Here is a 13,386-nt window from a genome sequence, read left to right as displayed (position 1 = left end):
GGAATGATGTTTTTTAGAATGCTCGCCAAAGCGTTTACTGTGGGCTTTAAAGGTAAGATTCTGCTAATCGTCACGATTGCCTTTGGGGCCTCCCTCGCTACGGCCATGCTGAATGTTTCTCTGGATGTTGGCGATAAAATGAATCGGGAATTAAAAACCTATGGCGCTAATCTGCTGGTAGTCCCCAAAATGGATGCATTGCCAGCTGAAATAGACGGGGTTGATTTTAACCCACTGGCCGACAGACAGTTCATTGAAGAGGAAGAACTACCTAAACTCAAGACGATCTTTTGGGCTTACAACATTGTTGCGTTCACTCCTTATCTAGAAGCATCAGCCAGTGATGCTAAAGTGAATCATCCTATAGCAGTGGTTGGGACTTGGTTTAATAAAGATTTGGATCTGCCTACGGGAGAGCGGATCAATACGGGAATCCAGCAGCTCAAAACCTGGTGGCAAGTTGAAGGAGCATGGGTAAAGGACGAAGATAACAATACTGCGCTGGTGGGTACAACCTTGGCTCGACAGCTGGGGTTATCACCAGGAGAGTCACTGAATGTCAATGTTGAGGTTAAAGGTGGGACCAAGCTGTTACCCTTAAAGGTAACAGGAATCCTAAGCGGCGGCGGAGCGGATGATGACAAAATATTCGTCTCCTTAAGCACCTTGCAGCAAACCATGGGTCTGTCCGGCAAGGTAGGCAAGGTTGAGGTGAGTGCTTTGACGACCCCGGAGAATGAGCTGGCAAGAAGAGCGGCTCTCAATCCAGAGAGACTGACCGCCAAGGATTACGAGACTTGGTATTGTACTGCCTATGTCAGCGCCATTGCCTATCAGATTGAGAAAGCTCTGCCCGGCTCCGAGGCCAAGGTGATTCGGCAGGTTGCCGAATCCGAAGGTATTATTTTGACCAAAATCCAGCTATTGATGTTTATTCTTACTGCTGCAGCTTTGATTAGCTCAGGGCTCGGCATTTCGGGTCTTATGACCACTAAAGTTCTGGAACGAAGTAAAGAGATTGGTCTGATGAAGGCGTTGGGTGCCCAAAGCCCTGCTGTACTGCTGTTATTTTTGGTGGAGGCAGTGGTTTCGGGGATTATGGGCGGACTTCTAGGCTATGGAGCAGGACTGGGTTTTGCCCATATTATTGACAGGACCGTGTTCGACACCGCACTTACTTTTAAAGGATTGGTTCTACCACTGGTCCTGCTTCTCTCTGTACTGCTTACCTTGGCCGGCAGTTTCTCAGCGATGCGGATGGTCATCCGTCTGCAGCCCGCCAATGTAATGAGGGGTGGCAGATAGGAGGATACCATGCGAAAATCAAGGATGTTTTATAGAATGTTGGTCAGCTCCTTTCAGCTAAGAAAATCGAGAATGTTGATTGCACTGCTTGCCATCATCGTTGGAACGGCCGTTATCTCTGGTCTATTAAGTGTGTACTACGATATAAACGTTAAGATGGGGATGGAATTTCGCTCCTATGGTGCTAATTTAATCTTGACACCTAGCTCAGACTCCCAGCAAAACGTGTTCCCAGAAAGCACAGCTCAGGAAATCGCTGGTGTTTTTCCGCAGCAGAATGTAGTGGGATATACCTCCAATCTCTACGGACTGGTTAAGATTAATTCCCGCCGACTTGTTGTTGTAGGCACCTGGTTCGATCAGATCTCCAAAATCACTCCCTACTGGGAACTTACAGGGACTCTGGATACGGACCGGAAGGCTTCAGGCACTGCTTTTGTTGGGAAAACGGTATCAGATAAGCTTGGCTATAAAATCGGAACGGTGCTGCCGCTGAAAGATGAAGTGACAGGTAATGAACAAAAGGTGACTGTAACCGGAATTATCAGCAGTGGTGGTACGGAAGATAATCAAATTTTCATCAACCTTAGCGATGCCCAGAAGCTTTTTCATCAAGAAGGTCTTGCTAATGCGGCGTACTTTAGTGTTACAGGGGAAGGAATAGACGCTGCTGCCTCTACTATCAATGTCAAATATCCGCAAATGGAGCTTAGTCCAATCAAACAAATCTCCGGCTCGGAAGCGGTTATGCTGAAAAAGATCAGCTCACTCGTCTATATTGTTGTCGTGATTATTTTATTGTCCACATTATTATGCGTAGCTACAACCATGATGACCATGGTCATGGAACGCAAGCAGGAAATCGCCTTGAAAAAAGTGCTGGGCGCGCAGAACAAAGCCCTTTCTCTGGAATTTCTGAGCGAAGCGGGGGTGCTGGCTCTGGCCGGTACGCTTGCTGGACTATTTTTCGGCTATTTTCTGGCTCAGGTCATCGGGCAAAGTGTATTCCAGTCCGCTATTTCCTTTCGCTGGGCAGTGATCCCACTGGTCACTGTAACTGCATTGCTTGTAGCCGGACTGGCTTCATTGATTCCGCTCAGATCCGTCATCGGTATCGAGCCTGCTGTTGTTCTCAAAGGGGAATAACATAGAAAGGACTGAAGGATTATGAGTATTTTGGAGATCACCGGGATGAGTAAGAAATATGGCAGCCTGCATGCATTGCAGGATATCACCTTCTCGGTGGAGCCGGGGGAATGGGTATCCATTATGGGATCGTCTGGCTCGGGGAAAAGTACGATGCTAAATATGATCGGACTCATGGATAAACCAAGCACTGGCGAGGTGAGCATTGACGGGATTGTTACAAGCTCGCTAAGTTCCAAGAAGCTGACGGAAATTCGCCGAGACAAAATTGGGCTGGTGTTTCAGCAGTTTCATCTCATTCCTCATTTGACTGCTTTGGAAAATGTGATGGTTGCCCAATATTATCATAGTATGCCTGATGAGAAAGAGGCGGCCGCTGCGCTGGGGAGAGTCGGTTTGGAAGGCAGGTCTCGGCATTTGCCGCGCCAACTGTCCGGTGGTGAACAGCAACGCGTATGTATCGCTAGAGCGCTTATTAACTATCCGGCGTTGATACTGGCAGATGAGCCTACCGGAAACTTGGATGAGACTAATGAGAAAATTGTACTTGATCTATTTCAGGAGCTGCATAGTGAAGGCCATACCATAATTATGGTGACTCATGCGCCTGAGGTGGGCGAGTTGGCTGAACGGCAGATTCGTCTGGAGTACGGCAAAATACGAGAAATACGCGTCCCTGGAAAAATACTAATATAAGCTGACATGTTGCCAAGCTTCCGTAACATATATTGGACTATAGGTCTGATTGTACAGGGGTGGTAAGGTGAACGAGGATTCCTTAGGGGCAGTCAAAAAAATGAAGATCTCTGATTTTCAGACTAAGGACGTCATCAATATTGTAGATGGCAAGCGGCTAGGTCAGATCAGCGATCTGGAGCTTGATCTGCGGCGTGGTGTCATTGATGCGATCGTCATTCCCGGCTATACCCGCTTTATGGGGTTGTTCGGAGGAGGAACGGATCTAATCATCCCGTGGCGGAATATCGTCAAGATTGGTTCTGATGTAGTGCTGGTAAAGATTGAAGAGTCCAGAATGCCTCAGGCAGAAGGAGAACGGGAAACGATGTATCTGGAACGGGGAGACCGCAATGAACGACGCACTTATTAATTAGGTGCGTCTTTCTTTTGTTTATACAAGATTTGTTCTTATGGTACACTTAAGCGGAGGTGAGGATATGGAACCGTTTGTGCAGAGTGACGGGATGCCTATGCTGCTTCGGCTAGAGCCGTGGTGTGCAGAGCACAAAGGAATTACTGCGGGTTTAACTAGCAGACAGGGGGGAGCCGGCAAGGCCCCTTATGACAGCCTGAATTGTGCTTTTCATGTTGGGGATGCACTCGAAGATGTTCTGAGCAACCGGAGAACGCTCGCAGAGAGCCTTGGGTTCACTCTCGATGCTTGGACGTGTGGGGAACAAACCCATGGAATAGAGATAGCGATCGTGAGGGAAGCGGACCGCGGACGTGGAAACAAGGACCGAACCTCAGCTTTTCAAGCTACTGATGGCTTGCTAACCAATGTTCCCGGTGTGCTGCTTACTTCCTTTTATGCGGATTGTGTGCCGCTTTATTTTTATGATCCGCTGCAGGGTGTCGTGGGTCTGGCACATGCAGGTTGGAAAGGTACGGTGGCAGAGATCGCTGCTGCTATTGTTAGGGCAATGGAGATAAACTTTGGTACCCATCCAAGTAATATCCTAGCTGCTATTGGTCCATCTATTGGCGAATGCTGCTACGAAGTTGATGATTATGTGATGAAGCACGTTCACCGTCTGGAGGACGATTTGGCTAAGCATATAGAAGTAGGAAATAGCACGGACTTATACAAGAAGTCAGACGTAGATGAAACTAAAACCATGCTAAACTTGAAAGAAATGAATCAACGCATTATGATAAAAGCAGGAATATTGCCGACTCATATCGAATGTACAACATGGTGTACAAGCTGTAATCCTCATTTGTTTTTTTCCTATCGCAAGGAAAATGGGATTACAGGCAGAATGACAAGCTGGATCGGAATAAAGGAGAGTTGAAAGTTGGCTTTAACACTGCAGGAAAGAATGCTTGAGGTAGAGGAACGTGTAGCACGAGCTTGTGCGGCAAGCGGCCGGAATCGAAGTGACGTCCATGTAATTGCAGTGACGAAATATGTTTCTCTGGAAACAGTATCCGCTGTGTTGGAAGCAGGCCTTATGCAGATTGCCGAAAGTCGCTGGCAGGATGCGGAACGTAAATGGAAAGCCTTGGGAGACAAGGGAACCTGGCATTTCATCGGGCATTTGCAGACGAATAAGGTGAAGGACGTTATTGGCAAATTTCAATATATACATTCTTTGGACCGCTTGTCTCTGGCGCAGGAACTGCATAAGAAGGCGGAGGCCATCGAGCAAGATGTTCATGTGTTTCTGCAGGTGAATATATCAGGAGAAGATACAAAATTTGGTTTGTCGCCTGAAGCCGTTCCGGGTTTCCTTCGTGATATCGCTAGTCTGAACCGTGTGAAAGTAATCGGACTCATGACAATGGCGCCTTTTGAAGGTGATCCCGAGCTTACCCGTCCGGTATTTCGTGGACTCCGTGCACTGCGGGATGAGCTCAATCATCTTGTGCTGACCCCTGAGCCAATTACAGAGCTGTCGATGGGCATGTCGAATGATTTTGAAGTGGCGATACAGGAAGGGGCCACCTGGGTACGCTTGGGAACGGTGTTAGTAGGCCACGAGGAGGGATAGTGATGGGCGTGATGAACCGATTTATGAGTTTTTTGGGCTTGCAGGAGGAAGAGGAAATTATTGAGCGGGAGCAAATTGCCCGTGACGAGGATGAGTACGAGCCGGCCTCTGTAGAAACACGCAAGAATCAAAGGGCCAACGTCGTCAGCATCCATTCGCAAAAAAATGTGAAGGTTGTTCTTTACGAGCCCCGTTCCTACGATGAGGCTCAGGAAATAGCTGATCATCTCCGGTCACACCGGACGGTAGTCATTAATCTGCAGCGCGTGCGCAATGATCAAGCTATGAGAATTATTGATTTTCTCAGCGGAACGGTTTATGCCCTTGGTGGAGGAATCTCCAAAATTGGGGGCAATATATTTATGTGCACACCGGATACGGTTGAAATCCAAGGGTCTATTACCGAGATCTTGGGTGACGACCCAGACTATAACAGAATGAGGTGAATGGGCTTTGTCCCAAATTAATTCAATAATCGAGATACTGTTCAACATTTACTTTTACATGATCATCTTCTACGTCCTTATGTCCTGGTTGCCCAATGTTCGCGATAACTTTATCGGAGAACTGCTCAGTAAGCTGGTAGAACCTTACTTGACTCCATTTCGGAAGATTATTCCCCCACTCTTTGGGACACTTGATATCTCTCCTATCGTTGCGCTGATCGTGCTGGAGTTCGCAGCCAATGGTCTTCAATCTATAGTGACCTATATTTTTTAGGCTGGCAGGATGAAGAATGAAATTTACGGGCACTTTCATCCCGATGAACGGCAATTTGTGGACAAGGCTTGGGAATGGGTTACTCATGCAGGAGAGTATCACGAGACCAAGCTGACCGAATTTCTTGACCCCCGTCAAGGTTATATTTTGCAGAGCCTGGTGAACCGACATCCAGATGTTACGGTTAGATGGGAAGGCGGATCTGATGGAGCCGAGCGTAAACGTGCGCTGGTAGCACCGGATTACCGCGAGCTGGACGATGAGGATATGGAGCTGCAGGTGTTAGCGATAACCTCAGGTGAACAGAAATTCCTTGCACTTGAGCATAGCGATTATATGGGTTCGATTCTTGGACTAGGCATAAAAAGAGGCAAAATCGGTGATATCCACGTTCTGGAAGACGGTTGCCATGTTGTAGTGGCCGCGGACATCGCTGATTATTTGGCTATGAATTTGACAGGTGTACACCGCATACAGGTAAGTACGGAGATATTCCCTCTTTCCTCCCTGCGCAGCAGTGAGGTGAAGCTGGAAACCATGGAATTGACTGCAGCCTCTTTGCGTTTGGATGGAATAGCCTCTGATGTGACTCGCTTAAGCCGAAGTAAAATTCTAGTACCCATTAAAGCGGGACGTGTCCGCGTGAATTGGAAGGTGGAGGAAGATCCATCTTTCGGACTTAAAGAAGGCGATATGGTCTCTATACAAGGGTTTGGCCGTTTCAAAGTGCTGGAGATCGGCAGTTTGACGAAAAAGGGTCGCTACCGGCTTATGGTTGGCAAATTTGTCTGAGTTCCTTGCAGGAATCAGGCTTAACTTGTCGAATTTGATTATCTCTGGGGAAGCAAACATTTGTGGAGCCGGACGCCGATACTTGTAGAAGAGGTCAACCAATGTACAGCAGCAGAAAAGTATATCGGCTTCAGGGACTTAAGAGAGGTCCGAAATTTCTAGGAGGTGCACAGCATGCCATTAACACCGCTCGATATACATAACAAGGAGTTCTCCCGGAGACTTCGCGGTTATGATGAGGACGAAGTCAACGAATTTCTGGATCAGGTGATCAAGGATTATGAAATCGTTATCCGTGAGAACAAGGAAATGCACAATCAGCTTTTGACCATTCAGGAGCGACTCGATCATTTTGTGAATATTGAAGAGAGCTTATCGAAGACTATCATTGTTGCTCAGGAAGCGGCAGATGATGTGAAGAGCAACTCCAAGAAGGAATCACAACTGATCATCAAAGAAGCAGAGAAGAACGCTGATCGGATTATTAACGAAGCGTTATCCAAATCCCGTAGGGTAGCTATAGATACTGAAGAATTACGAAAACAAGCATCCATCTACCGCACCCGCTTCCGCACTTTACTGGAAGCACAGTTGGAGCTTTTGTCGCAGGACGATTGGAACGCTCTGGAGAGTCGTGAGGTATCGGAGAACTCACTCTAGATGTAATTGCGGAATCCAGAGTAAGAGAACTGGAAACCAGCATTGTCTTGAAATCTGAGCAACTGCTGGGCAAGAATGTTTATGCTAAGACTCGGCAAGCTTGTTTAATTTAACAGCAATTCATGCTGTTAAATTGTTGATTTCGTGCTTGATTTTCTAATTAACAGCAATTCATGCCTTTATTTTCCTCTGGATGTAGGATAGTGGCTTCAAAGAGCATAATTAGAGGCAGAAATTCATGTTAATGAGTCTCAAAGTTATGATTGCCTCCTAATTAACAGCATAATTTAATGTTATTTTATTTATTGGGAAGACTCGTTCTGATATGAAACTGTAGTCTCCAGGTTCACCTTGAACAATGGCTTCGGGAGTTGACATTTAAGCTTAAAGAGTCTATAAATAGAACATATCTATACCATGTTCATATGTATTCGATGACGGGACAAGTACGACAAGGTAACGTTCTCCAGAGAGTCGGCGATTGCTGAGAGCCGATTGTTCGCACCCTGCCGGAAGATCTTCCCCTAGAAGCTTGAGCTGAAGCGTTAATACGTGAGTAAGCTTAAGCCGTCCGCCGGACGTTACACCGGACCCGTGCAGAACTTTTGTGCGGAACTGAGATCGTGCTGAATACAATCCCCTTAAGGATGTGCTCATGCACAGAATTAGGGTGGTATCGCGAGCGTCGTCTCGCCCCTTTAGGGGCGGGGGGACGCTCGTTTTGGTTCGTCGGGGACATCCCCCTAAATCCCCCTTACAAGGGGGACCCCAAGGGCAGCTGCCCTCTGGATACCCGCAAGCTTGGCGGAAAGAGGGACTATGGCGGAAGGGGACTGATACGTTTGTCGAGGGAGCGGCCCTTCTTAGGCTCCCCTGGCGGGTACGCCTGCGGGGCCTCCACTTGAGGGGCAGGCGGGCGCTGCGCAAGCCCGCCCCCGGCCCCCGAGCCAAGCGGCTGCCCTAACGGGTTCGCGCGGCTCGAGTGCCTGTAGTTCAAGGGCAGGCGGGCGCTGCGCAAGCCCGCCCCTGGTTCCCGAGCCAAGCGGCTGCCCTAACGGGTTCGCGCGGCTCGGGTGCCTGTAGTTCAGGGGCAGGCGGGCGCTGCGCAAGCCCGCCTATCCTGGCGCCCCGAGCCAAGCGGCTGCCCTAACGGGTTCGCGAGCTCCGGTGCCTGTAGTTCAAGGGCAAGCGGGCGCTGCGCGAGCCCGCCCCTGGCGCCCCGAGCCAAGCGGCTGCCCTAGCGGGTTCGCGGCTCGGGTGCCTTAAGTAGAGCTTGCCGCTTGCGGCAGGGCGGGCATCACACCAAAAACAACATTAACCCGTCTCTCCCGAGCCCATCGACAACTTTCCGGGTGTCCAGAGGGCGGAGCCCTTGGGGCCCTCCCTTGGCTAAGGGAGGGTTTGGGAGGGATCGAAAAAGGTTTAAAGAGACTAAACCACCACGAAAGGATTTGACCCACTATGCATAAAGTAGATATCAAAGAAAAAGCACGGGCGAGAGATGTCCGTATCTTGAAGAAATGGAACGACGAGAATACATTCAAGCGATCCATGGAGAACCGCGAGGGCAAGAAGAACTATGTGTTCTATGAAGGTCCTCCAACTGCAAATGGCGCGCCGCATATCGGGCACGTGTTAGGACGGGTAATCAAAGATTTCATCGGCCGTTATCAGACGATGAAGGGCTATCGCGTGGTACGCAAAGCGGGCTGGGATACACATGGTCTGCCTGTTGAGCTTGGTGTGGAGAAGAAGCTTGGCATTTCCGGCAAGCAGGAGATCGAAGCCTACGGCGTAGAGAAATTCGTGGAACAGTGTAAAGCCAGCGTATTTGGCTATGAGAAACAATGGCGTGAATTTACGGAAGCGATCGGCTATTGGACAGATCTCGATAATCCCTACGTTACATTGAACAACACCTATATTGAGAGTGTGTGGAACATTCTGGCGACCGTTCATGAGAAGGGGCTGTTGCAACGTGGACACCGTGTTAGCCCGTACTGTCCGAGCTGCCAGACCACACTAAGCTCGCATGAAGTAGCACAGGGCTACAAGACCGTTAAGGACCTCAGTGCGACAGCGAAGTTCAAACTGGATGACAGCGGGGATTATGTACTGGCCTGGACGACAACGCCTTGGACCTTGCCTGCACATATGGCGTTGGCAATGAACCCGGACATGGATTATGTCCGCGTGCAGCAAGAGGATGGCGTTTATGTGCTGGCCAAGAATTTGGTGGAAGAGGTGCTGAAGGGTGAGCACACGATCCTTTCGACACATAAAGGCTCCGAATATATCGGCAAAACCTATGCACCCCCATTTGGATATATCCAGGCAGAGAAAAGCAATGTCATCGTCGGCGCTTCCTTTGTTACGGACTCTAGTGGTACAGGGATTGTGCATATGGCTCCTGCGCATGGTGAAGATGACTATAAGACCTGTCGTGAGCATGGCATCAGCTTCGTCAATGTGGTTGATTTATCCGGTAAATATACAGCGGTAGTGACTGATTTTGCCGGACGTTTTGTGAAAGATTGTGATCTGGATATTGTTAAAGCTTTGTCTGAAAAGGGCTTGCTCTACAGCAAAGAAAAATACGAGCACAGCTATCCGTTTTGCTGGCGCTGCGATACGCCGCTGTTGTATTACGCAACAGACAGCTGGTTTATCAATACAACGGCTATTAAGGATCAGCTGATCGCCAATAATAACACGGTGAACTGGTACCCTGAGCATGTGCGCGAAGGTCGGTTTGGCAAGTTCCTGGATGAGCTTGTGGACTGGAACATCAGCCGTAACCGCTATTGGGGCACGCCGCTGAATGTCTGGGTATGTCAGGATACGGGTAAAGAATTTGCTCCGCACAGCATCGCTGAGATGAGATCGATGGCGATTGGTGAAGTCGCTGAGGATATCGAGCTGCATAAGCCTTATGTAGACAATATCAAGCTGCGCAGTCCTTTTAGCGAAGGTGGAGTGATGATACGGACCTCAGAGGTGATCGACGTCTGGTTCGACAGCGGTTCGATGCCTTTTGCCCAAAGCCACTATCCATTTGAGGATGCGGATAAGCTGAACGATCAATATCCAGCGGATATGATCTGTGAAGGGATTGACCAGACACGCGGCTGGTTCTACAGCTTGCTGGCAGTTTCCACTTTGTTCAAGGGCGTTGCTCCATACAAAGCGGTTATTGCTACCGGCCACATCCTTGATGAGAACGGGCAAAAAATGTCCAAATCCAAGGGCAATGTCATTGATCCGTGGGAAATCATCAACGAGTATGGTACCGATGCATTCCGTTGGGCGATTTTGTCTGATAGTGCACCTTGGAATAACAAACGGTTCTCCCGCGGACTGGTGGGTGAGACTAAATCCAAGGTTGTCGATACGCTGGTAAATACACATGCCTTCATGACGTTATATGCAGGCATTGATGGCTACGACCCGGCCGACCATCCTTTTAAACTGTCGGAGAATAAGTTGGATCGCTGGATTCTATCCCGTCTGAACAGCCTGATCCTCGTAGTGGAGAAGGGCTTAGTCATTAACGACTTCGTCAATTCGTCCAAAGCGATTGAGAACTTTATTGATGAGCTGAGCAATTGGTACATCCGTCGTTCCCGTGACCGTTTCTGGGGCAGTGGCCTGGGTGAAGAGAAGCTGGATGCTTACCGTACGCTGACCCATGTGCTATTGACTACGGCAACGCTGATGGCTCCATTTACACCTATGTTGTCTGAGGATATCTTTACGAACCTGAGCGGCGGTGAAAGCGTCCATTTGGTAGATTATCCGGTAGCTGACGAAAGTCTGATTGACAAAGAGCTAGAGCAGAATATGGAGACAGCACGACAAATCGTTGAGCTGGCGCGTAATGTACGTAACGAGACAGGCATCAAGACACGCCAACCTCTGTCCGAGCTGATCGTGTCGATGGACCATACCTTCGATGTGGCGGACTATGAAGAGATCGTTAAAGATGAGATTAATATCAAAACAATCGTGCTTGAGACCAGCGACAGTGGATTTGTTGATTTCACGCTGAAGCTGAATCTGAAGGTTGCGGGTAAAAAATACGGCAAAAGCGTCGGCTTCCTGCAAGGCTTCCTGAAAGCACTAGATAGTGAATCCACCCGCAAAACGGTGCAGGATGGCCTCATTGCCATCGTGTCTCCAGAGGGCGAGGAGCTGCAAATCACCGCAGAAGAACTGCTGGTAGAGAAGCAGGCGAAACCGGGTTTTGCCTCGGCATCAGGCTACGGTATTACCGTAGCGTTGAACACCGAGATCACTCCTGAGCTAGAGCAGGAGGGCTGGGTACGCGAGATCGTACGTGCGGTGCAGGATTACCGTAAGCGGCTGGATCTGGCGATCGAGAAACGGATTGCCCTTACATTGAACGTAGACGCCGAGCTTAAAGCAGCGGTTACCGCTTTTGAACATGTATTGCGCGAAAATGTGCTCGTGACGACTCTTGATTTTGATGGCGAGCACACGTTTGAAACGGTAGATGTCGGCGGTAAATCGATTGGCATTCATATTGGCGCTTAAAGCTCCTGCATTACCTGTCCCTAAACAGCATATACTAGCTCCACAAGAAGAAATGGCCTTGTCGTTAGTTTAAGGGCGGCACCTGTTTCTCGGAGAAATATATGAAGATACTGCATGTATTTCGGCGCAAAAAGACGAGCCCCGTGCTTAAAGAGATTATCTCTTTGGCCGGGCTCGTTTAGTTTGTGGTGGATAAGGGATCAGGAGAGGAGCCAAAGCTGTGGAAGGTCGGAAGGCAAGAGAAGGGGAGTTAGTATCAAAGGGGCGAATGACCATCAAGACCTCGGGAGGAAGCAGTAACTCAAATAGCGAATCCGTTCGCAAGTCTGTCTATCCAGAGTCCTCTGCCAGCACTCAACGTGATGTGGAGGATATGTCTCCAGAGGAGAAACTGAACACCATGTACCGAATGACTAACGGGTTAGCTCAGCAGATGGAAAAAGCACGTATTGCCGAATATACAGAGCTTTTGCTGTCCCCTTGGCGTCTGATTGGCTTGAATCTGCTGTCAGGAACCGTGCGTGGGCTGGGGATTGCGCTGGGTTTCACTTTTTTTGCGGCAACGATCGTTTATGTACTTCAAGTGCTTGGTGCGCTTAATCTGCCGATTATCGGAGATTACATTGCCGACATCGTGCGTATTGTACAGCATCAGCTGGAGCTGAAGACCTTCTAATAAAGGAGTAGGCCATGCAAATCAATAAACAGGAATTCCGTGCCAATGGATTAAGCTATACTATTAGATCTGCCATTGATAAAGATGCTAAAGAGTTGTCTGATATAAGGCTGCAGATAGATGGAGAGACTGAGAATTTAGACCGGGAACAAGGTGAGGCCTACATAGATACACCGGGTTTTGAAGAAATTATTAGAACGGATACGCAAAATAGCAGAAACCTATTTTTAGTGGCGGTACTGAATGATAGGATTGTTGGATTCTCTAGGTGCGCCGGAAATGCCTTGAAGCGATCCTCCCATAGAGTAGAATTTGGGGTCTGCGTATTAAAAGAGTATTGGGGACACGGTATCGGCAAAAATCTGCTAAAAGAATCCATTGCCTGGGCTGACGATAACGGAGTTCAAAAAATAACTTTGAACGTACTAGAAACAAATGATAAAGCCATCGAGCTATATAAGAAGTTGGGCTTTGAAGTGGAAGGAATACTTAGGAAAGACAAACGGCTCGCGGACGGCAAATACTATAACACCATTGTTATGGGAAGATTTAAGGAATGAAGATTAAATTGGTGGACTGTAGCGCCGCTATTTCATTTTTGAAGGGGATTTGGGAACAGGAAGCGGACTCGGAAGACGCTATTGACGCAAAAACAGGTTCTTTTGTGATGAAATGGGGTCAATAACGTCCCTGGTGTCCGTCAAATTCCCCAATCGACTAATTTCAAGCAAATAAGGACTTCTCAGTCCGGTTCACTGGGTCAATCCCTGATTTGGTGATAGAGACAAAAAAAGAGCAGCC

The 13,386-nt window shown here is 48.5% G+C and carries 14 protein-coding genes; all 14 read left to right on the top strand.

All coding sequences use genetic code 11. From position 1 onward, the window contains the following. The first annotated feature begins 3 nt into the window (after positions 1 to 3). The 14 genes from GJB61_RS21870 to GJB61_RS32240 all read left to right on the top strand — a co-directional run bounded on the left by GJB61_RS21870 (position 4) and on the right by GJB61_RS32240 (position 13,270). A complete protein-coding gene (locus tag GJB61_RS21870) occupies positions 4 to 1,305 on the top strand; it encodes an ABC transporter permease (protein WP_229522214.1) in 1,302 nt (433 codons plus the stop codon). A 24-nt stretch (positions 1,306 to 1,329) separates the two neighbouring features. Next, the gene (locus GJB61_RS21865; RefSeq protein WP_229522204.1) at positions 1,330 to 2,451 is read left to right on the top strand and encodes an ABC transporter permease; all 1,122 of its coding nucleotides are present in this window, start codon (positions 1,330 to 1,332) and stop codon (positions 2,449 to 2,451) included. Between the two features lie 21 nt (positions 2,452 to 2,472). Next, the gene (locus GJB61_RS21860) at positions 2,473 to 3,147 is read left to right on the top strand and encodes an ABC transporter ATP-binding protein (RefSeq protein WP_154121159.1); all 675 of its coding nucleotides are present in this window, start codon (positions 2,473 to 2,475) and stop codon (positions 3,145 to 3,147) included. 100 nt (positions 3,148 to 3,247) lie between these two features. Beyond that, on the top strand, positions 3,248 to 3,559 hold the full coding sequence (locus GJB61_RS21855; protein ID WP_154121341.1) for a YlmC/YmxH family sporulation protein: 312 nt from the start codon (positions 3,248 to 3,250) through the stop codon (positions 3,557 to 3,559). A 67-nt stretch (positions 3,560 to 3,626) separates the two neighbouring features. Further along, a complete protein-coding gene (gene pgeF / locus GJB61_RS21850) occupies positions 3,627 to 4,484 on the top strand; it encodes a peptidoglycan editing factor PgeF (RefSeq protein WP_154121158.1) in 858 nt (285 codons plus the stop codon). Positions 4,485 to 4,511: 27 nt separating this feature from the next. Next, on the top strand, positions 4,512 to 5,183 hold the full coding sequence (locus GJB61_RS21845; RefSeq protein ID WP_154121340.1) for a YggS family pyridoxal phosphate-dependent enzyme: 672 nt from the start codon (positions 4,512 to 4,514) through the stop codon (positions 5,181 to 5,183). A gap of 2 nt (positions 5,184 to 5,185) precedes the next feature. Then, positions 5,186 to 5,629, top strand: a complete 444-nt coding sequence (locus tag GJB61_RS21840) for a cell division protein SepF (protein ID WP_154121157.1) — start codon at positions 5,186 to 5,188, stop codon at positions 5,627 to 5,629. Between the two features lie 7 nt (positions 5,630 to 5,636). After that, positions 5,637 to 5,903, top strand: a complete 267-nt coding sequence (locus GJB61_RS21835) for a YggT family protein (protein WP_154121156.1) — start codon at positions 5,637 to 5,639, stop codon at positions 5,901 to 5,903. A 9-nt stretch (positions 5,904 to 5,912) separates the two neighbouring features. Next, positions 5,913 to 6,695 (top strand): YlmH family RNA-binding protein, encoded by a 783-nt coding sequence (locus GJB61_RS21830; RefSeq protein ID WP_154121155.1) that lies wholly within the window; start codon positions 5,913 to 5,915, stop codon positions 6,693 to 6,695. A 174-nt stretch (positions 6,696 to 6,869) separates the two neighbouring features. Beyond that, a complete protein-coding gene (locus GJB61_RS21825) occupies positions 6,870 to 7,355 on the top strand; it encodes a DivIVA domain-containing protein (protein WP_154121154.1) in 486 nt (161 codons plus the stop codon). Positions 7,356 to 8,816: 1,461 nt separating this feature from the next. Next, positions 8,817 to 11,909: an isoleucine--tRNA ligase gene (gene ileS, locus GJB61_RS21820; protein ID WP_154121153.1), complete on the top strand. Its 3,093-nt coding sequence runs from the start codon at positions 8,817 to 8,819 to the stop codon at positions 11,907 to 11,909. Between the two features lie 373 nt (positions 11,910 to 12,282). After that, the gene (locus GJB61_RS21815) at positions 12,283 to 12,585 is read left to right on the top strand and encodes a DUF5665 domain-containing protein (protein ID WP_154121339.1); all 303 of its coding nucleotides are present in this window, start codon (positions 12,283 to 12,285) and stop codon (positions 12,583 to 12,585) included. A gap of 14 nt (positions 12,586 to 12,599) precedes the next feature. Beyond that, positions 12,600 to 13,145: a GNAT family N-acetyltransferase gene (locus GJB61_RS21810; protein ID WP_154121152.1), complete on the top strand. Its 546-nt coding sequence runs from the start codon at positions 12,600 to 12,602 to the stop codon at positions 13,143 to 13,145. Next, positions 13,142 to 13,270, top strand: coding sequence for a hypothetical protein (locus GJB61_RS32240; RefSeq protein ID WP_267490835.1), 129 nt, complete (start codon positions 13,142 to 13,144; stop codon positions 13,268 to 13,270). Before GJB61_RS21810 ends, GJB61_RS32240 begins: the two co-directional genes overlap by 4 nt. The last annotated feature ends 116 nt before the right edge of the window (positions 13,271 to 13,386 follow it).

This window comes from Paenibacillus monticola, from assembly GCF_009664975.1.
GTDB lineage: Bacteria > Bacillota > Bacilli > Paenibacillales > Paenibacillaceae > Paenibacillus_AQ > Paenibacillus_AQ monticola.
The sequence above is the reverse complement of the archived record's forward strand: the minus strand, read 5'-3'. Positions and strand labels throughout refer to the sequence as shown.

Excerpts from the sequence above, each read along its gene's own strand:
- GJB61_RS21860 (WP_154121159.1), top strand. The coding sequence starts at position 2,473 with ATGAGTATTTTGGAGATCACCGGGATGAGTAAGAAATATGGCAGCCTG.
- GJB61_RS21830 (WP_154121155.1), top strand. The coding sequence starts at position 5,913 with ATGAAGAATGAAATTTACGGGCACTTTCATCCCGATGAACGGCAATTT.
- GJB61_RS21845 (WP_154121340.1), top strand. The coding sequence starts at position 4,512 with ATGCTTGAGGTAGAGGAACGTGTAGCACGAGCTTGTGCGGCAAGCGGC.
- GJB61_RS21870 (WP_229522214.1), top strand. The coding sequence starts at position 4 with ATGATGTTTTTTAGAATGCTCGCCAAAGCGTTTACTGTGGGCTTTAAA.
- pgeF (WP_154121158.1), top strand. The coding sequence starts at position 3,627 with ATGGAACCGTTTGTGCAGAGTGACGGGATGCCTATGCTGCTTCGGCTA.
- GJB61_RS32240 (WP_267490835.1), top strand. The coding sequence starts at position 13,142 with ATGAAGATTAAATTGGTGGACTGTAGCGCCGCTATTTCATTTTTGAAG.
- GJB61_RS21825 (WP_154121154.1), top strand. The coding sequence starts at position 6,870 with ATGCCATTAACACCGCTCGATATACATAACAAGGAGTTCTCCCGGAGA.
- GJB61_RS21840 (WP_154121157.1), top strand. The coding sequence starts at position 5,186 with ATGGGCGTGATGAACCGATTTATGAGTTTTTTGGGCTTGCAGGAGGAA.
- GJB61_RS21810 (WP_154121152.1), top strand. The coding sequence starts at position 12,600 with ATGCAAATCAATAAACAGGAATTCCGTGCCAATGGATTAAGCTATACT.
- GJB61_RS21855 (WP_154121341.1), top strand. The coding sequence starts at position 3,248 with ATGAAGATCTCTGATTTTCAGACTAAGGACGTCATCAATATTGTAGAT.
- GJB61_RS21815 (WP_154121339.1), top strand. The coding sequence starts at position 12,283 with ATGTCTCCAGAGGAGAAACTGAACACCATGTACCGAATGACTAACGGG.
- ileS (WP_154121153.1), top strand. The coding sequence starts at position 8,817 with ATGCATAAAGTAGATATCAAAGAAAAAGCACGGGCGAGAGATGTCCGT.
- GJB61_RS21865 (WP_229522204.1), top strand. The coding sequence starts at position 1,330 with ATGTTTTATAGAATGTTGGTCAGCTCCTTTCAGCTAAGAAAATCGAGA.